This is a genomic window from Streptomyces sp. NPDC007971, assembly GCF_042958635.1.
Taxonomy (GTDB): Bacteria; Actinomycetota; Actinomycetes; order Streptomycetales; family Streptomycetaceae; genus Streptomyces.
In genome coordinates this window covers 58,657-76,059 of sequence record NZ_JBIBJK010000006.1, presented here as the reverse complement: position 1 = coordinate 76,059, position 17,403 = coordinate 58,657, and the positions used below count along the sequence as shown (strand labels likewise).

Below are 17,403 nucleotides of genomic sequence, written 5' to 3'. Positions count from 1 at the left end.
GAGCGGCATCCCGGTTCAGGTGAAGCGGCCTGCGGCGTTCCGCCGTACGTGCGCGTCACTCTACGGCTTGTCGGTAAGAGAAGGAGAACCAGTCCACCAGGCCGGGGCATCTGCCCGGAACGTCCCCCTACCCTGCGGTAATCCTGTCTGGCAGGCTTCCGTCATGACTGCGCGTGCCGCTGATCGGGCCCGTTACGACCGGGCCACCGCCCACCTCGACGCACCTGTCGCGATCGTGGACCTGGACGCGTTCGACGCCAACGCGGACGACCTGGTCCGCCGCGCCGCCGGCAAGCCCGTCCGGGTCGCCAGCAAGTCGGTCCGCTGCCGGGCCCTGCTGGAACGCGTCCTGGCCAGGGACGGTTTCCGGGGCATCATGTCGTTCACGCTGGCCGAGTCCCTGTGGCTCGCTCGCTCCGGTTTCGACGACATCCTGCTGGCCTATCCGTCCGCCGACCGTGCGGGCTTCGCGGAACTGACCGCCGATCCCAAGCTCGCCGGCGCCGTCACCGTGATGGCCGACGACGTCACCCAGCTCGACCTCATCGACGCGGCCCGCGACGGCGGTCGCGAAGTGGTGCGTGTCTGCCTGGAGTTGGACACCTCGCTGCAACTGCTGGGCGGCCGGATCCGGGTGGGTGCGCTGCGTTCGCCGCTGCGCACCCCGGCCCAACTCGCCGAACTGGCCCGGGCCGTGACCCGCAGGCCGGGGTTCCGGCTGGTGGGGATCATGGCGTACGAGGGGCATGTCGCCGGGGTCGGGGACGCCGTCGCCGGGCGGCCGCTGCGCTCGCGGGCCATACGGCTGATGCAGGCGACCGCCCGGCGTGAACTTGTCGAGCGGCGCGCCGCCGTGGTGCGTGCGGTGCGGGCCGTGGCGCCCGGCCTTGAGTTCGTCAACGGCGGTGGCACGGGCAGTGTGCAGCACACCGCCGCGGAGGACGCGGTCACCGAGATCGCGGCCGGTTCGGGGCTGTACGTGCCCCGGCTCTTCGACAACTACACGACGTTCACCGGCCGTCCGGCCGCCCTGTTCGCCCAGCCCGTCGTACGGCGGCCCGGGGTGGGTGTGGTCACCGTGCTCGGCGGCGGCTATCCGGCCTCCGGCGCCGCAGGTCCCGACCGGCTGCCGGTGCCGTACCTGCCGGAGGGCCTGCGCTACGACCCGCAGGAGGGCCCCGGCGAGGTGCAGACCCCGCTGCTCGGGACGCCCGCCGACGACCTGCTCATCGGCGACAGGGTGTGGTTCCGGCACGCCAAGGCGGGCGAGCTGTGCGAGCGGTTCGACACGCTGCACCTGATCGAGGGCGACACGGTGACGGCGGCCGTGCCGACGTACCGCGGTGAGGGGCAGACCTTCCTCTGAGGCCGCCGCCGTGGGTGGCGGCCGCCCGGGTGGCGGCCGCCGTCCTGGGTCGTGCGCCTACAGGGGCGTGACGTACGCGCCCGAGATCCCGCCGTCCACGAGGAAGTCGGTCGCGTTGACGAAGGAGGAGTCGTCGCTGGCCAGGAAGGCGACGGCGGCAGCGATCTCCTCGGCCTCGGCGAACCGGCCGAGCGGGATGTGGACGAGCCGGCGGGCGGCCCGCTCCGGGTCCTTGGCGAACAGCTCCTGCAGCAGCGGGGTGTTGACCGGGCCCGGGCACAGGGCGTTCACGCGGATGCCCTCCCGGGCGAACTGCACGCCCAGTTCGCGGGACATGGCGAGCACGCCGCCCTTGGAGGCGGTGTACGAGATCTGGGAGGTGGCCGCGCCCATCCTCGCCACGAAGGACGCGGTGTTGATGATGGAGCCCTTGCCCTGGCGGCGCATGTACGGGATGGCGGCCTTGCAGCACAGGTAGACGGAGGTGAGGTTGACCTCCTGGACCCGCTTCCAGGCCTCCAGGCCGGTCTCCAGGATGGAGTCGTCGTCGGGCGGGGAGATGCCGGCGTTGTTGAAGGCGACGTCGACGCTGCCGTAGGTGTCGTACGCCGTCTTGAACAGCGCCTCGACCTGCTCGGGGTCGGTCACGTCGACCTTGACGAACAGCCCGCCGACCTCGTCGGCGGCGGCTTTGCCGCGGGCCTCGTCGACGTCGGCGCAGACGACGTGCGCGCCTTCGGAGGCGAGGCGGCGCGCGGCGGCGAGTCCGATGCCGCTGCCGGCTCCGGTGACGACGGCGGTACGGCCGGCCAGGCGGCGGCAAACAAGGGTGTCGGTCACTGTGCGGGGCCCTCCGTGCTGATGAAGACGTTCTTGGTTTCGGTGAAGGCGGTCAGGGCGTCCGGGCCCAGCTCACGGCCGAGTCCGGACTGCTTGAAGCCCCCGAAGGGGGTCCAGTAGCGGACGCTGGAGTGGGAGTTGACGGACAGGTTGCCCGCGCGCACGGCCTGGGAGACCCGCAGGGCGCGGCCGACGTCCCGGGTCCAGATGGAGCCGGACAGGCCGTAGGGGGTGTCGTTGGCGAGGCGGATCGCGTCCTGTTCGTCGCCGAAGGGGAGGAGGACGGCGACGGGACCGAAGATCTCCTCGCGGGCCGCCGCACTGTCCGGCCCCTCCCCCGTGAGGACGGTCGGCGGGAACCAGAAGCCGGGCCCGTCGGGGGCGCTGCCGCGCAGGGCGGGGGCGCCCTCGGGGACGTACGACCGTACGCGGTCCAGCTGCTGACGCGAGATCAGCGGACCCATCTGGGTCTTCTCGTCGGCCGGGTCGCCCACCACGACGGCGGCCAGCGCGTCGGCGAGGAAGTCGCGGGCCTCCTCGTACACCGACTCCTGGACGAGGATGCGGGTGCGGGCACAGCAGTCCTGGCCGGCGTTGTCCAGGAAGGAGAAGGGGTCGAGGGCGGTCTTGAGGTCGGCGTCGGCGAAGACGACGTTGGGGCTCTTGCCGCCGAGTTCCAGGGTGACCGGTTTGACCAGCCGGGCGCAGCGCTCCATGACCTCGCGGCCGGTGCGGGTGGACCCGGTGAAGACGATCTTGGCCACGTCGGGGTGGTCTACCAGGGCGCGGCCCGCGGTGTGGCCGTAGCCGGGCAGGACCTGGAAGACGTGCTCGGGCAGGCCCGCCTCCAGGGCGAGTGCGGCGAGCCGGAGGGCGGTGAGCGGGGTGGTCTCGGCGGGTTTGAGGACGACCGCGTTGCCTGCCGCGAGGGCGGGGAAGGAGCCCCAGGCGGCGATCGGCATGGGGAAGTTCCAGGGGGCGATCACGCCGATGACGCCGAGGGGTTCGTGGAAGGTGACGTCCCAGCCGCCCGGGGCGGGGATCTGCCTGCCCAGGAGGCGCTCGGCGCCGCCGGCCGCGTACAGCAGCAGGTCGCGGGCGTTGCCGGCCTCCCAGCGGGCGTTGCCGAGGGTGTGGCCGGCCTCGCGGACCTCCAGGCGGGCCAGTTCGTCGACGTGGGCGTCGACGACGTCGGCGAAGCGGCGCAGCAGGCGGGCGCGGTCGGCGGGCGCGAGGGCGGCCCATGCCTGCTGGGCGCGCCCGGCCCGTACGACGGCGGCGTCCACGTCGGCCGCGTCGGCGGCGGGGACGGTGGCGACGACCTCCTCGGTGGCGGGGTTGAGGACCTTCAGCTCGTGCGGGTCGGACACGTGATGACCTTTCACAGGCGTTCGAATCACAGGCGTTCGAAGGAGCGGCGCAGCTCCCAGTCGGTGACCGCGGCGTCGAAGGCCTCCAGTTCGACGCGTGCCATGTTGCGGTAGTGGTCCACGACCTCGTCGCCGAAGGCGGCCTTGGCAACGGGGCTGTTCTCCCAGAGTTCCGCGGCCTCGCGCAGGCTGGTCGGGACATGCTCGAAGTCGGCGCTGTAGGCGTTGCCGGGGCAGGGCTCGGGCAGCTCCAGCTTGTGCTCGATGCCGTACAGACCGGCCGCGACGAGTCCGGCGACGGCGAGGTACGGGTTGACGTCGCCGCCGGGGAGGCGGTTCTCGAAGCGCAGGGAGCGGCCGTGGCCGACCACCCGCAGGGCGCAGGTGCGGTTGTCGTGGCCCCAGGCGACGGCGGTGGGCGCGAAGGACCCGGGCTGGAACCGCTTGTAGGAGTTGATGTTGGGGGCGTAGAGGAGGGAGAAGTCGCGCAGGGCCGCGAGCTGTCCGGCGAGGAAGTGCCGCATGACCTCGGACATGCCGTCCTCGTGGCCCTGGGCCATGGCGTTGCCGCCGTCGGCGTCGGCGAGCGAGAGGTGGATGTGGCAGGAGTTGCCCTCGCGCTCGTTGTACTTGGCCATGAAGGTGATCGAGACGCCTTCCTGGGCGGCGATCTCCTTGGCACCGGTCTTGTAGAGAGCGTGCTGGTCGCAGGTGGTGAGGGCCTCGTCGTAGCGGAAGACGATCTCGTGCTGGCCGGGGTTGCACTCGCCCTTGGCGGACTCGACGGTCAGGCCGGCGCCGGCCATGTCGTTGCGCAGGCGGCGCAGCAGGGGCTCGATGCGGCCGGTGCCGAGGATCGAGTAGTCGATGTTGTACTGGTTGGCCGGGGTCAGGCCGCGGTAACCCGCGTCCCAGGCCTGTTCGTAGCTGTCCTTGAAGACGATGAACTCCAGCTCGGTACCGACCTGGGCGGTGTAGCCGAGTTCGGCGAGGCGGTCGAGCTGGCGGCGCAGGATCTGGCGCGGGGCGGCGGCGACCGGGGAGCCGTCGTTCCACGCGAGGTCCGCGACGAGCAGGGCGGTGCCGGGGTGCCAGGGGATGCGGCGCAGGGTGGCGAGGTCGGGGTGCATGGCGAAGTCGCCGTAGCCGCGGTCCCAGGAGGACATCGCGTAGCCGTCGACGGTGTTCATCTCGGTGTCGACGGCGAGAAGGTAGTTGCAGCCCTCGGTTCCGTGCTGGAGTACGTCGTCGAGAAAGAACCTGGCCGCGAACCGCTTGCCCTGGAGCCGCCCTTGCATGTCGGGGAAGGCCAGGACGACAGTGTCGATCTCACCGCCGGCGACGAGGGCACGCAGCTCCTCGACGCTCAGCGGGGGTGTGCGGTCTGCCACGGGAGAGCCTCCTTGGGCTGCGTCGCGTTTTGCGGCGGGGCCGGGAGCCATAAGGTATTGCCGAGAACCATTGCTTGGGAAGGGGGTACGGCCGGATGTCGCAGGAAGTGGATCCGACGGGGCTCGGTGAACGGATGGGAACCGACCGGCTCACTCCGGTGCTGCGGCCGGTGCGGGCCGGCAACGGCTTCGAGGAGGCACTGGAGCAGATCCTCCAGGTCGTACGGCTCGGCCTGGTGCCGGGCGGCGAACGGCTGCCCGCCGAGCGGGAGCTGGCGGAGCGGCTCGGGATCAGCCGGGTGACCCTGCGCGAGGTGCTGAAGGTGCTCCAGGACCAGGGCCTGCTGGAGTCGCGGCGCGGGCGGTACGGCGGAACGTTCGTGCTGCCGCGCGCGGACGCCGGCGGCGAGGACGAGCTGCGGCGACGGATCACCGAGGTCGACATCGAGGACGTACTGCGCTTCCGCGAGGTGCTCGAGGTGGGAGCGGCGGGGCTGTGCGCGGCGCACGGGCTGACGGACGAGCAGGCTGGCCGGCTGCGGCAGGCCCTGGACCGCACCCACGAGGCCCCGCTCGCCGACTACCGACGACTGGACACGCTGCTGCACCTGACCCTGTCCGAGCTGTGTGGTTCGCCGTCGCTGACCGCGCAGTACGCGGCGGTACGGGCGACCGTCAACGACCTGCTGGACTGCATCCCGCTGCTGGTGCGCAACCTGGAGCACTCGCAGCGCCAGCACACCGCGCTGGTGGAGGCGGTGCTGGACGGGGACGCGGACGGCGCGCGGGAGATGATGCGCGAGCACTGCGCGGGTACGGCGGCGCTGCTGCGGGGCTTCCTGGCGTGAGTCGGCTCTGCAAAGGTATGCGTGTGGACCTTTCGATTCCCTGGAGGGCAGCGTGACCGTACGACCGCTGATCGGTGTGAGCACGTATCTGGAGGCCGGTGCGCGCTGGGGCGTGTGGGAGCTGGACGCCGTGCTGCTGCCGTCCGGCTATCCGCACCTGGTGCAGCGGGCCGGAGGGCTCGCCTTCCTGCTGCCGCCGGACGCGCCCGGGCGGGCCGCCGCGGCGGTGCGGCGCCTGGACGGGCTGGTGATCGCGGGCGGGCCGGACGTGGATCCGTCCCGGTACGGCGCCGAGCGCTCGCCGCGCACGGGGCCGCCCGCGCCGGAGCGGGACGCGTGGGAGCTCGCGCTGATCGAGGCGGCGCTGGCGGCGCACGTGCCGTTGCTCGGGATCTGCCGGGGCATGCAGCTGCTGAACGTGGCGCTCGGCGGCACGCTGGTGCAGCACCTGGACGGGCACACGGAGGCGGTCGGCGTGTTCGGCAGGCACCGGGTGAAGCCGGAGCCGGGGACGCTGTACGGGGGGATCGTCCCGGAGGAGACCTCCGTGCCCACCTATCACCATCAGGCGGTGGACCGGCTCGGGGCGGGGCTGCTGCCGTCGGCCCACGCGGAGGACGGGACCGTGGAGGCGATCGAAGTGCCGCCCGGCCGGGGGTGGGCGCTCGGGGTGCAGTGGCATCCGGAGATGGGCGAGGACCTGCGGGTGATGCGGGCACTGGTCGACGCCGCATCGACAGCCCTCCCGCCCGAGCCGCAGGTCCCGGAAGTCCCGCAGGCCCCGGATGTCCCGGACGCCCCGGACGTCGCCGCATCGGACTGACCGGCCCGCCTTCCTGCCGGGCCGGCACGTGGCCGCACCGGGCAGAACGACCCTGCCTTCCCGCCCGGCCCGGCACCTCGCCACACCGAGCTGAACGGGACGGTGCGCCTCGGCGCACCGGGCCGGACTGGGCCTGCCTCAGCCGCCGGTCGTGCTCGGCGCGTGCCGGGTCAGCGACAGCAGTTCCCGGGCCGGGCCCGTCGGCCGGTGCCCCGTCGGCCACACCGCCCGCAGGTCGCGGCGCAGCGACACCCCCTCCACCGGGATGCTCACCAGGCGCCGCAGGGCCAGCTCCTCCCCCACGGCCAGTTCGCTCAGGACCGAGGGGCCCGCGCCGCTGACCGCCGACGCCTTCACCGCCGTCGTCGAGGAGAGTTCGATCAGCGGACGGGCGAGGCCGCCCAGGGCCGTGTCCAGGACCTGGCGGGTGCCGGAGCCCCGCTCGCGCAGGATCAGCGGCGTGGCCGCCAGCTCCTGGGCCGTCACGGGACGCCGGCGGCGGGCCCAGGGGTGGCCGGGGGCCGTGACGACGATCAGGCGGTCCTGGGCGATGACCGCGGAGTCCAGACCCGCCGGGACCGTGAGCCCCTCCACGAAGCCCAGGTCCGCCTCGTCGGCCAGCAACAGCTCCGCGACCTTCGCCGAGTTGCCCGCGAGCAGCGACACCGCCGTGTCGGGGCGCTCGGCGTGCAGGGCCAGGAGCCAGCCCGGGAGCAGGTACTCGGCGATGGTCATGCTCGCCGCGACCCGCAGCCGCGAGTCCCGCCGGTCACGCAGGGCCCGCGCGCCCGCGTCGAAGGCGGCCGCCGCCTCCACCACCCGTCGGGCCCAGTCGGTCACCAGGGCGCCCGCGTCCGTGAGCCGGGAGCCGCGCGGGGAGCGGTCGACCAGCGCCACGCCGAGCTGCCGCTCCATGGAGCGGATGCGGCTGCTGGCCGCCGGCTGCGTGATGCCGACCTCCCGGGCGGCCGCCCCCAGGCTGCCCAGCCGTGCCACGGCCAGCAGCAGTTCCAGGGCGCCGAGGTCCGGCACCCGGTGCGCCAGCGAGCCACCGGGCCGTCCGTCGTCCGTCGCATACTTCTCGCTCATAAAGCCAGCTTATGCCCTGATAGATGTGAACCCCCTGGTCAGCGGCGATCGGCGGCGTGAGGGTGGATCCATGGTCACCGCAGTACATTCGCTTCCCGCCGCCCGTGCCGTGCGCGTGCGGCATCTCGGCCCCAACTGGTACGCCGCCGTCATGGGGACCTCCGTCGTCGGCACGGCCGGCGCGGCCCTCCCCGTACACCTCGGCGCCCTGCGCGGGCTGTGCACGGCGGTCTGGGCGCTGGCCTCCCTGGTGCTGGCGGTCCTGCTGACCGCCCGGGCCCGGCACTGGGCCCACCACCGCGACCAGGCCCGCGCCCACCTCCTCGACCCAGCGATGGCGCCCTTCTACGGCTGTCTGTCCATGGCCCTGCTCGCGGTCGGCGGCGGTGCCGTCACCGTCGGCCGGGACTGGATCGGCACCGGCCCGGCCGTCGCCCTCGACACGGTGCTGTTCACAGCCGGTACGGCGATCGGGCTGACGGCGGCCGTCGCGGTGCCGTACCTGATGACGGTCCGGCACCGCGTCGAGCCCTCCGACGCCACTCCGGTCTGGCTGCTGCCGCTCGTCGCGCCGATGGTCTCCGCCGCGCTCGGTCCGCTGCTCGTGCCGCACCTGCCGCCCGGGCAGCCCCGGGAGACCCTGCTGCTGGCCTGCCTGGCGCTGTTCGGAGTGAGCCTGCTGGCCACCCTGCTGATGCTGCCGCTGGTCTTCGCCCGGCTGATCACCTCGGGCCCGCTGCCGCTCGCGCTCACCCCGACCCTGTTCCTGGTCCTCGGCCCGCTCGGGCAGTCGACCACCGCGCTCGGCCTGATCGCGGACGACGCCCCCGGGGTCGTACCGGCGCCGTACGCCCGTGGTCTCGATGTGTTCGCCGTGCTCTACGGAGTGCCGGTCATGGGGTTCGCGCTGCTGTGGCTGGTGCTCGCGGCCGTGCACGTGGTGCGGGCCCGGCGCCGGGGCATGGGCTTCGCCATGACCTGGTGGGCGTTCACCTTCCCGGTGGGCACCTGTGTCACCGGAGCCGCCGCCCTCGCCCGGCACACCGGGCTCGCCGGGTACGAGGCCCTGGCCGTCGGCCTGTACGCGATGCTGGTCACCGCATGGCTCGCGGCCTCGGCCGGGACGGTGCGGGGCATGCTCAGCGGTGAGCTGCTCGCAGGGCCTTCGCCAGCACCCGCGGCGCCTCGGCCAGCGACGGTCCGTACCAGGTGAGGTGCCGTCCGCCGACCAGGGCACAGGGCAGGCCGGGAAAGGCCTCGGGGCCGTCGTCGGCGGTGAAGCGGTACGGCTCGTCCGGCAGGACGACGAGGTCCGGGCGGGCCGCGCGCAGCTCGTCCAGGGGGACGCGGGGATAGCGGTCGGGGTGGGCGGCGTAGAGGTGGTCCACGCCCAGGCGGGCCAGCACGTCACCCGCGAAGGTGTCGCGGCCCAGAACCATCCAGGGGCGGCGCCAGACGGGCACGACGGCCGTGGTGCGGCTCGCGGGCTGCGGCAGTGCGGCCCAGGCCGCCTCCGCCTCGTCCAGCCAGCGGGGCCGGGAGGGCGCCCCGCACGCGGTCAGGACGCGGTCCAGCTCCCGGAAGGCCTGCGGCACCGTCCGTACCTCGGTGACCAGCACCTCCGTACCCGCCGCGCGCAGGGCGTCCAGGTCGGGCGCGCGGTTCTCCTCCTCGTTGGCGATCACCAGGTCGGGAGCCAGGGCGAGGACACGGTCCGTGTCCGGGTTCTTCGTGCCTCCGATACGGGTGACGTCGAGGTCCGCCGGGTGGCTGCACCAGTCGGTGGCGCCGACCAAGGCTCCGGGCAGCGTCACGGCGACGGCCTCGGTCAGGGAGGGGACGAGGGAGACGACGCGCACTAGGCAGCGCCCCGAAGGGGTGCGGGGAACTGCGCGATCGACCACAACGGGCCCGCAAACGCCCCACGACGGCCCGTCCCCCGGCGCACTAGCGAGCCCTGTCCTGCACAGCCTCGATGTGCTCGGCGACGGCCACCACGACGACCCGCGTGTCCGGGACGGTCGCCCGCCAGCGATGGCGGACCCCGCCGGTGAGGTACAGGGTGTCGCCGCGGCCGAGGCGGTAGGCGCGGCCCTCGGCCTCGATCTCGACGGCGCCCTCGGCGACGTACATCAGCTCGTCGTTGCGGTGCTGGAACTCGCGGCCGGCCTCGTGGTCGCCGGTGAACTCGGAGGCGTGCAGCTGGTGGTGGCCGCGCACCAGGGAGCGGGTGCGCGGGGTGCAGTCGCCCTCACCCTCGGCAGTGAGGTCGGCGCGTACGACGTCCACGCTGCACGCGGGGTCGGCGGCGGCGAGGAGTTCGACGGCCGTGGTGCGCAGGGCGTCGGCCAGCTTCTCCAGGGACGTGCGGCTCGGACGGGCGCGGTCGTTCTCGACCTGGCTCAGGAAGGGCACCGAGAGGCCGCTGCGCTCGGCCACGACGGCGAGGGTGAGCTCCAGCGCGCGGCGACGCCGCCGTACGGCCGCGCCCACCCGCACGGGCTGCTGGTCTTTGTGGTCGCCCATCGCTCCGGCTCCCTGCTTCACTCGTCGTGCCGTCGGCAGGGTGCCCGCCGCCGGGCGCACCTCCGAAGAGTTCTCTGCACCCTACGCATGTTCGGCAAACCGTTTCAGGCGGGTGGCGCATCCCCGACACACCCCGGGGCCCGTACCCCCACGGTTCGCGCCAGTGCGGCGCCCGGCCGTGCGGGACGGGTCTCTCCTGCTTCAAGGCGGGAGCGGGCGTCCGTGTTCCCGCCCGGGCGGGGCCCATGGCGCTGTGTAGTTGGCCGGATCCTTGCCGTAGCCGGACAGGTCGTACGCAGGGGTCCGGACACCGCGAGGGGCGGGCGTCGCCCCACGCCCGTCGACGGACGTACGGCGACACCCGCCCCTTTGACGGCGGTCCGGGCCCGTCAGGTCACCCGGCCGCCTGCTTCTGTGCGCCCTTGCGGGCGACCGGCGCCCAGCTGTCGGCCAGCCCCGGGTGTTGCCCCAGCCAGGTGCGGACCGCGTCCTGCTCCCTGCCCTTGCCGGCCTCCTGGATCTGCGCCTCCAGGCCGGTGAGCTGCTTCTCGGTCATCGAGAAGTCCTTCAGCCACCTGCCGACCTCGGGGTTGTCGGCGGCGAAGCCCTTGCGGGCGAGGGTGTGCACGCCGTCGCCCTTGCCCCAGGCGCCGCGCGGGTCCTGGAGCTTCTTCAGGTCGTAGTCGCTGTAGGCCCAGTGCGGCGACCAGAGGGTGACGAGGACCGGCTGCTTCCTGGCGTAGGCGCGCTTGAGCTCGGCGAGCATCGCGGGCGTGGAGCCGTCGACCACCTCGTACGTGCCGTCGAGGCCGTACTCCTTGAGGACCTTGTCCTTGAGCATGCCCATCATGCCCGCGCTGGGCTCGATGCCGACGATCTTGCCGCCGAACTCGGAGGCGTGGTCCTTCAGGTCCGCCAGGGAGTTCACGTCCTTGACATAGGAGGGGACGGTCAGCTCCAGGGAGGTGGGGCCGTACCACTTGCCGAGATCGTCGAGCTTGTCGCCGTACTTCTTCCAGTACTCGGCGTGCGTGGTGGGCAGCCAGGAGTCGGTCTGGAAGTCGAGCTGGCCGGTGGCCAGGCCGGTGTAGAGGGGGCCCGCGGCGTACTGGGTGGTGGTGACCTTGAAGCCGCGCCGCTCCAGCAGTTCCTTCCACAGGAAGGTGGAGGCGATGCCCTCGTCCCACGGGATGTAGCCGAGCCTGATCTGCCTGCCCTTGCCGGTGTTCTGGCCGGAGGCCGCGGAGGTGCCGGAGGAGGGCCCGAAGATCCCGAGGCCGCCCGCGACGAGCGCGAGGACGACGACACCGGCGACGGCGACCGCCGGGCGCGGCCGGTACGACCACGCGGTCGTCGGGGCCTTCGCGGCGGCCCTGCGGCCGAGCGGGGACAGCTGGGTGCCGAGCGCGCCGGTCATGCGGTCCAGGTAGATGGCGAGGACGACGATGCCGACGCCCGCCTCGAAGCCGAAGCCGATGTCGAGCTGGCCGATGGCCTCGTTGACCGCGCCGCCGAGGCCGCCGGTGCCGACCATGCCCGCGATGACGACCATCGACAGACCCAGCATGATCACCTGGTTGACGCCGGCCATGATGGTCGACAGGGCGAGCGGCAGCTGGACGCGCAGCAGGATGTCGCGCGGTGTGGTGCCGAACGCCTCGGCGGCCTCGACCAGTTCGGCGTCGACCTGGCGGATGCCCAGCTCGGTCATGCGGACGCCGGGGGCGAGCGCGAAGATCAGGGTGGCGACGACACCGGCGGCGGTGCCCAGGCCGAAGAAGAGGATGGCCGGGATCAGCAGGACCATCGAGGGCATCGTCTGGAGCAGGTCCAGGACGGGCCGCACGGCGGCGCTGACCGCCTTGGAACGGGCGGCCCAGATGCCCAGCGGGATCGAGATCACCAGGGCGAGGACGGTGGCGACGAGGACCAGGGCCAGCGTGGACATGGCCCGGTCCCACAGGTCGAGCGAGTCGACGAGCGCGAAGCCGGCGAAGGCGAGGACGCCGGCGACCAGGCCGCGCAGCCACCAGGCGACGACCGCGAGGATGCCGGCCATCAGGAGCGGCGCGGGGGCGGCGAGGACCGTGTCGATGCCGTCGTACATGCCCTCCACGACCGTGCGGATCGCGTCGAACAGCCAGGACAGGTGGGCGACCAGCCAGTCGACACCGGAGTCGACCCAGTCGCCGAGGTGCAGCCTAGGCACGGGCGATCACCTTCTTCCCGCCCTTGTCGCACGCCGTGGGTTCGCCCTGTTCGTCGCCGAGGAGGCCGACGAGACGCCGGCGGGGCACGACGCCCACGAGCGCGCGGCCGGCGTCGAGGACGGCGACCGGGTGGGTGAGGCGGGCGCTGATGGCGCACAGCTCGGTGAACGGCGTGTCCGGCGTGGCCGTCTCGCAGCCGCAGTCCGCCTCGTCGCCACGGAGCTCGGTGTCCATCACCGCGGCGGCGGTCAGCACGCGGGAGCGGTCGACGTCCTGGATGAAGGACGCGACGTAGTCGTTCGCCGGGCGCAGCAGGATGTCCTCGGCGGTGCCGGTCTGCACGATGCGGCCGTCGCGCATGACGGCGATGCGGTCGCCCAGGCGCATGGCCTCGTTGAGGTCGTGGGTGATGAAGACGATGGTCTTCTTCAGGGTCTTCTGGAGTTCGAGGAGCTGGTCCTGCATGTCGCGGCGGATCAGCGGGTCCAGGGCGCTGAAGGACTCGTCCATCAGGAGCAGGTCGGCGTCGGTGGCGAGGGCCCGGGCGAGGCCCACGCGCTGCTGCATGCCGCCGGACAGCTCGTCCGGCCAGGAGTCCTCCCAGCCGGCCAGGCCGCACAGGGCGAGCGCCTCGTCGGCGCGGCGCTCGCGCTCGGCGCGGGGCACGCCCTGCACGGCCAGACCGTAGGCGGCGTTGTCGCGGACGCTGCGGTGCGGGAAGAGAGCGAAGTGCTGGAAGACCATGCTGATCTTCTTCGAGCGCAGCGCGCGCAGGTCGCGGTCGGTGAGCGCCGTCAAGTCCTCGCCGTCGAAGCGCACCCGGCCCGCGGTCGGCTCCAGCAGACCGTTGAGCATGCGCAGCAGGGTGGACTTGCCGGAGCCGGACAGGCCCATGACGACGAAGATCTCGCCGGCCTCGACGCGGAAGGAGGCGTCGATCACGGCGGCGGTGGTGCCGTCGGCGCGCAGCTCCTCGCGGTCGGTGCCCTGTCGCAGCCTGTCGACTGCCCGGTCCGGTCGTCTGCCGAACACCTTGAACAGGTGCTCGGCCTCAAGCCTGGATGACACACGTACCTCTCGTCTGGCGGGACAGGACAGAGGCCGCGCCTTTCCAGTAGCTCCTTGGTCAAACTTTTAAGTGATACAGCTCATAGCGACCTGTCTCCGGCATCGAGTGACTGTCAGTGCCGTGCGGCATGATGCGAGCGTGACCGGACGACTCATGCTTCTCGACACCGCCTCGCTGTACTTCCGCGCCTACTTCGGCGTGCCGGACTCCGTGAAGGCGCCCGACGGCACGCCGGTGAACGCCGTGCGGGGACTGCTGGACTTCATCGACCGCCTGGTCAAGGACCACCGTCCCGAGCAACTGGTGGCCTGTATGGACGCCGACTGGCGGCCCCAGTGGCGGGTGGACCTCATCCCCACCTACAAGGCGCACCGGGTCGCGGTGGAGCACGAGGGCGGGCCGGACGAGGAGGAGGTGCCGGACACGCTCTCCCCGCAGGTGCCGGTCATCGAGGCGGTGCTGGACGCGGTCGGCATCGCCCGCGTCGGCGTCCAGGGCTACGAGGCAGACGACGTGATCGGCACGTTCACCGGCCGCGCGGCCGGCCCGGTGGACATCGTCACCGGCGACCGCGACCTCTATCAGCTGGTCGACGACGAGCGCGGGATCCGGGTGCTGTACCCGATCAAGGGGGTCGGCACGCTGCAGCTGACCGACGAGGCGGCCCTGCGTGAGAAGTATGGAGTCGACGGCCGGGGGTACGCGGATCTGGCACTGCTGCGCGGCGACCCGAGCGACGGCCTGCCGGGCGTGGCCGGGATCGGCGAGAAGACGGCCGCCAAGCTGCTCGCCGAGTTCGGCGATCTGCCCGGGATCATGGCGGCGGTCGACGATCCCCGGGCGAAGCTGACGCCGTCGCAGCGCAAGCGGCTGACCGAGGCGCGGCCGTATGTGGCCGTCGCGCCGAAGGTGGTGCGGGTCGCGGACGACGTGCCGCTGCCGGACGTGGACATCGCGCTGCCGCGCACCCCGCGCGACCCGGCCGGCCTCGATGCGCTGGCGGCACGCTGGGGGCTGGGCGGCTCCCTGCAACGGTTGCTGACGACGCTCGGCGAGTGATCCACAACGGAATCTTCCGGTAAAACGCGTTCATCGCGCTCCCCGCGAGACCCCTGTCGGCGGAAGAGAGATGCTAACTTAGGTAAACCTAACCAATGCAGCAGGAGGCCGTGATGGCAGAGCGTCCGGGACGACAGCCGCGAAAGCCCCGTACCGCCCGGGTGGTGCGCACCGAGCGGCTCACCCCGCACATGCAGCGCGTGGTGCTCGGTGGCGAGGAACTCGCCGGTCTCGCGGCGGACACCTGCACCGATCACTATGTGAAGCTGCTGTTCGGCCCGCCGGGCGTGACCTATCCGGAGCCCTTCGACCTGGAGCGGATCCGTGCGGAGTTCCCCCGTGAGCAGTGGCCCGTCACGCGGACGTACACCGTGCGCGCCTGGGACCCGGAGAACCTCGAACTCGCCCTGGACTTCGTGATCCACGGCGACGAGGGTCTGGCCGGGCCCTGGGCCGCCCGGGTGCAGCCCGGGGAGATCCTGCACTTCATGGGCCCCGGCGGGGCGTACGCGCCCGCCCCGGACGCCGACTGGCATCTGCTCGTCGGTGACGAGAGCGCGCTGCCCGCGATCGCCCGCGCTCTGGAGTCGCTGCCCGCCGGCTCGCGGGCGCACGCCTTCGTGGAGGTGTCCGGCCCCGAGGAGGAGCAGAAGATCGACTCCGACGTGGAGGTCGTCTGGCTCCACCGCGGGGAGAGGCCGGTGGGCGAGGCCCTGCTGGAGGCCGTGCGCGCGTTCACGTTCCCCCAGGGCCGGCTGCACGCGTTCGTGCACGGTGAGGCGTCGTTCGTGAAGGAGCTGCGCCGGCTGCTGCGGGTCGACCTGCAGATCCCGCGCGAGGACCTCTCGATCTCCGGCTACTGGCGCCTCGGCCACAACGAGGACGGCTGGCAGGCCTCCAAGCGGGACTGGAACGCCCGCATCGAGGCCGAGCAGGAGAGCGACGGCGCGGCGGCCGCATAGGGCGCGGCCCCAGACCTCTCGAAGGCTGCTCGAAGGCCACCCCCGGCCTGCCCCAAGACCGCCCGAAGCCGCTGCGGAAGCACCCCCCAAGCCGCCGGGAGCCCCTCCCCTCAGGGCGCCGTCTCGTTGATCTTGCCGAAGGGCACGTGCACGCTGGGCGTGGTCCGGGACGTGCGCTCCAGGTGGGTCACCTGGTCGTCGAAGAAGATGTGCGGTCGCAGCACCTTCATGACGGCGCCCTTCTCTATGCCGCCGAGGAAGAAGGCGTCGTTGACGGTGACGCCCCACTTCTTGAGGCTCGTCACGGCACGCTCGTGCGTCGGCGCGCTGCGCGCGGTCACGATGGAGACATGCACCCGGATCGTGTAGTCCGGGTCGTCCCGCCGCCGCTGCTCCTCACAGCGCTGAATCCGGTTGACGCTGGCCAGGAAGTCGCGCAGCGGCCCGGGATCGTGCGGAGTCGCGGCATTGCGGGCCTCATGGGCGCGGAACTCCTCCAGGCCGCCCGCCTGGTACACCTGCTCCGAGGCGTCGCCTGCCAGGACGCCGTCGAAGTCGAAGGCGATGCGCAGATCCCGGTCGGCGGGGTCGTCCGCCTGCGGGGAGCCGAGAACGTGCCCCGCAGGCAGGCCCGCGGCGACCGCCTCGCGCACGTCGTCCCCGTTCGCCGACAGGAACAGCGACATGTTGAAGGCGGTCATGAACGGGTGCGGGGAACGCCCCTGCATGAAGACGGCCCGCGTGATCGGCAGTTCATGGGCCTGGATGGAGCGCATGACCCGCAGACCGGTGTCGGGGTCGTTGCGCGAGAGGATGATCACCTCGACGAGCGGGTCGCCGGGGTCCCCGAGGTCGTTCAGCGACAACAGCCGCTGGATGAACGCGAACGCGGCCCCGGGACGGAGCGTGGCGTCCAGATTCTCTTCCTGGTAGGCCCGGTAGGCCTCCTCGCCCTGCTCCCGGAAGACCGCGTCCGACTCCTCCAGGTCGAACAGGGCGCTGGAGGCGACGCCGACGACGAGTCGGTCCGCAAGCTCGTACGGTGGCATGGCCTTCACCTCGGGGCGGGGGAGTTCGGCTCCTCATCATGTCACCGGTCGGGCAACGGCCTCGGTCACCGGTCGGACGTCGGTCCTGGTCACCGGTCACCGGTCGGACAGCGGCCCGGCCCGGGAGTTGCTCCGCACCGGCCGCCGGTGCGGGCCGCGTTCAGTCGCCGCGCACGCGCGCGTGGAAGTGCATGTCGTGCCAGCCGTCCGGGTGCTGGAGGGCGCTGCGCTTGGTTCCCTCCAGGGCGAAGCCGCACTTGGCGGCGACACGGCAGGACGCCTCGTTGACGGTGGAGTGCATGAGTTCCAGGCGGTGGAAGCCGATCTCCTCGAAGGCCCAGCGGGTCAGGGCGGTCGCGGCGCGGGCCGCCACACCCCGGCCGCGGGCCTCCCGCACCGTCCAGTAGGCGACCTCGGCCACGCCGTCGCCGAGCAGGATCTGCCGCAGGGCGACCCGGCCCCGCAGCTCGCCCGTGACCTCGTCCACGACGGCCCACTGAGCGTTGTCCTCCTTGTCCCAGGCCCGCTGCCACTCCCCGATCCAGGCCGCCGCCTCGTCCTCGGAGTCGCAGGACCTGATGTGCCACTGGTGCAGGACCGGGTCCTGGAAGGCGGCGTGCACGGCAGGTGCGTCCCCGGCCCGCCAGGGGCGCAGGACCAGGCCGTCACCGGTGGGGAGGGTGGGCTGGGAGGTGCGGGTGAGGGCTCCGGCGGTCAGGACCGGGCGGGTGAGGAAGGGCATGATCGGCATCCTGCCGAGGAGCGGGCCGCCGGCTCAACCGTATTCACCTGCCCGACCGT

The 17,403-nt window shown here is 72.5% G+C and carries 16 protein-coding genes; 6 read left to right on the top strand and 10 right to left on the bottom strand.

Features of this window, described 5'->3' with window-relative positions; genetic code table 11:
* Nucleotides 1-163: 163 nt before the first annotated feature.
* A complete protein-coding gene (locus ACFZCP_RS13850; RefSeq protein ID WP_391427033.1) occupies nt 164-1,366 on the top strand; it encodes an alanine racemase in 1,203 nt (400 codons plus the stop codon).
* Between the two features lie 57 nt (nt 1,367-1,423).
* Here ACFZCP_RS13850 and ACFZCP_RS13845 read toward each other — a convergent pair whose 3' ends face one another.
* From ACFZCP_RS13845 to ACFZCP_RS13835, 3 genes are read right to left on the bottom strand one after another with little or no spacing between them, the layout of a single operon-like run.
* Nucleotides 1,424-2,206 carry a 3-oxoacyl-ACP reductase gene (locus tag ACFZCP_RS13845; RefSeq protein ID WP_362697824.1) on the bottom strand — a complete coding sequence of 261 codons (783 nt, stop codon included), beginning with the start codon at nt 2,204-2,206 and terminating at the stop codon, nt 1,424-1,426.
* Complete coding sequence (locus tag ACFZCP_RS13840) at nt 2,203-3,576, bottom strand: aldehyde dehydrogenase family protein (protein WP_391427031.1); 1,374 nt, start codon at nt 3,574-3,576, stop codon at nt 2,203-2,205. Before ACFZCP_RS13840 ends, ACFZCP_RS13845 begins: the two co-directional genes overlap by 4 nt.
* 26 nt (nt 3,577-3,602) lie before the next feature.
* Nucleotides 3,603-4,967: a glutamine synthetase family protein gene (locus tag ACFZCP_RS13835; RefSeq protein ID WP_362697830.1), complete on the bottom strand. Its 1,365-nt coding sequence runs from the start codon at nt 4,965-4,967 to the stop codon at nt 3,603-3,605.
* A 95-nt stretch (nt 4,968-5,062) separates the two neighbouring features.
* On the opposite strand from ACFZCP_RS13835, the gene ACFZCP_RS13830 reads away from it, so the two are divergent.
* Nucleotides 5,063-5,815, top strand: a complete 753-nt coding sequence (locus tag ACFZCP_RS13830) for an FCD domain-containing protein (RefSeq protein ID WP_391427028.1) — start codon at nt 5,063-5,065, stop codon at nt 5,813-5,815.
* Between the two features lie 52 nt (nt 5,816-5,867).
* A complete protein-coding gene (locus ACFZCP_RS13825) occupies nt 5,868-6,638 on the top strand; it encodes a gamma-glutamyl-gamma-aminobutyrate hydrolase family protein (protein ID WP_391427026.1) in 771 nt (256 codons plus the stop codon).
* Between the two features lie 138 nt (nt 6,639-6,776).
* Here the strand turns inward: ACFZCP_RS13825 and ACFZCP_RS13820 are convergent, their stop codons facing one another.
* On the bottom strand, nt 6,777-7,727 hold the full coding sequence (locus ACFZCP_RS13820; protein ID WP_391427024.1) for a LysR substrate-binding domain-containing protein: 951 nt from the start codon (nt 7,725-7,727) through the stop codon (nt 6,777-6,779).
* Nucleotides 7,728-7,797: 70 nt separating this feature from the next.
* Here ACFZCP_RS13820 and ACFZCP_RS13815 point away from each other — a divergent pair, with 70 nt between their 5' ends.
* Nucleotides 7,798-8,940, top strand: a complete 1,143-nt coding sequence (locus tag ACFZCP_RS13815) for a TDT family transporter (protein WP_391427022.1) — start codon at nt 7,798-7,800, stop codon at nt 8,938-8,940.
* On the opposite strand, the gene ACFZCP_RS13810 is transcribed toward ACFZCP_RS13815, so the two are convergent.
* The 4 genes from ACFZCP_RS13810 to ACFZCP_RS13795 form a co-directional block, all read right to left on the bottom strand.
* Nucleotides 8,867-9,586 (bottom strand): helical backbone metal receptor, encoded by a 720-nt coding sequence (locus ACFZCP_RS13810; RefSeq protein ID WP_391427019.1) that lies wholly within the window; start codon nt 9,584-9,586, stop codon nt 8,867-8,869. The genes ACFZCP_RS13815 and ACFZCP_RS13810 overlap by 74 nt on opposite strands.
* An 88-nt stretch (nt 9,587-9,674) precedes the next feature.
* Nucleotides 9,675-10,253 (bottom strand): helix-turn-helix domain-containing protein, encoded by a 579-nt coding sequence (locus ACFZCP_RS13805; protein WP_391427016.1) that lies wholly within the window; start codon nt 10,251-10,253, stop codon nt 9,675-9,677.
* Between the two features lie 394 nt (nt 10,254-10,647).
* On the bottom strand, nt 10,648-12,462 hold the full coding sequence (locus tag ACFZCP_RS13800) for a glycine betaine ABC transporter substrate-binding protein (protein WP_391427015.1): 1,815 nt from the start codon (nt 12,460-12,462) through the stop codon (nt 10,648-10,650).
* Complete coding sequence (locus ACFZCP_RS13795; protein ID WP_391427014.1) at nt 12,455-13,531, bottom strand: betaine/proline/choline family ABC transporter ATP-binding protein; 1,077 nt, start codon at nt 13,529-13,531, stop codon at nt 12,455-12,457. The genes ACFZCP_RS13800 and ACFZCP_RS13795 overlap by 8 nt, the downstream gene beginning before the upstream one ends.
* Nucleotides 13,532-13,670: 139 nt before the next feature.
* Here ACFZCP_RS13795 and ACFZCP_RS13790 point away from each other — a divergent pair, with 139 nt between their 5' ends.
* Nucleotides 13,671-14,591 carry a 5'-3' exonuclease gene (locus ACFZCP_RS13790; protein ID WP_362697854.1) on the top strand — a complete coding sequence of 307 codons (921 nt, stop codon included), beginning with the start codon at nt 13,671-13,673 and terminating at the stop codon, nt 14,589-14,591.
* A 113-nt stretch (nt 14,592-14,704) separates the two neighbouring features.
* Entirely contained in the window at nt 14,705-15,553 is an 849-nt protein-coding gene (locus ACFZCP_RS13785; RefSeq protein ID WP_391427012.1) for a siderophore-interacting protein, read from the top strand.
* 110 nt (nt 15,554-15,663) lie between these two features.
* Here ACFZCP_RS13785 and ACFZCP_RS13780 read toward each other — a convergent pair whose 3' ends face one another.
* Both ACFZCP_RS13780 and ACFZCP_RS13775 read right to left on the bottom strand, forming a co-directional pair.
* Nucleotides 15,664-16,602: a 5'-nucleotidase gene (locus ACFZCP_RS13780; protein ID WP_391427010.1), complete on the bottom strand. Its 939-nt coding sequence runs from the start codon at nt 16,600-16,602 to the stop codon at nt 15,664-15,666.
* 160 nt (nt 16,603-16,762) lie between these two features.
* Nucleotides 16,763-17,344, bottom strand: coding sequence for a GNAT family N-acetyltransferase (locus ACFZCP_RS13775; protein ID WP_391427008.1), 582 nt, complete (start codon nt 17,342-17,344; stop codon nt 16,763-16,765).
* Nucleotides 17,345-17,403: the final 59 nt, after the last annotated feature.

What these genes read in the sequence shown, in the direction of transcription:
- ACFZCP_RS13785 (WP_391427012.1), top strand. Translation starts at nt 14,705, where the DNA reads ATGGCAGAGCGTCCGGGACGACAGCCGCGAAAGCCCCGTACCGCCCGG.
- ACFZCP_RS13830 (WP_391427028.1), top strand. Translation starts at nt 5,063, where the DNA reads ATGTCGCAGGAAGTGGATCCGACGGGGCTCGGTGAACGGATGGGAACC.
- ACFZCP_RS13805 (WP_391427016.1), bottom strand. Translation starts at nt 10,253, where the DNA reads ATGGGCGACCACAAAGACCAGCAGCCCGTGCGGGTGGGCGCGGCCGTA.
- ACFZCP_RS13815 (WP_391427022.1), top strand. Translation starts at nt 7,798, where the DNA reads ATGGTCACCGCAGTACATTCGCTTCCCGCCGCCCGTGCCGTGCGCGTG.
- ACFZCP_RS13850 (WP_391427033.1), top strand. Translation starts at nt 164, where the DNA reads ATGACTGCGCGTGCCGCTGATCGGGCCCGTTACGACCGGGCCACCGCC.
- ACFZCP_RS13775 (WP_391427008.1), bottom strand. Translation starts at nt 17,344, where the DNA reads ATGCCCTTCCTCACCCGCCCGGTCCTGACCGCCGGAGCCCTCACCCGC.
- ACFZCP_RS13780 (WP_391427010.1), bottom strand. Translation starts at nt 16,602, where the DNA reads ATGCCACCGTACGAGCTTGCGGACCGACTCGTCGTCGGCGTCGCCTCC.
- ACFZCP_RS13820 (WP_391427024.1), bottom strand. Translation starts at nt 7,727, where the DNA reads ATGAGCGAGAAGTATGCGACGGACGACGGACGGCCCGGTGGCTCGCTG.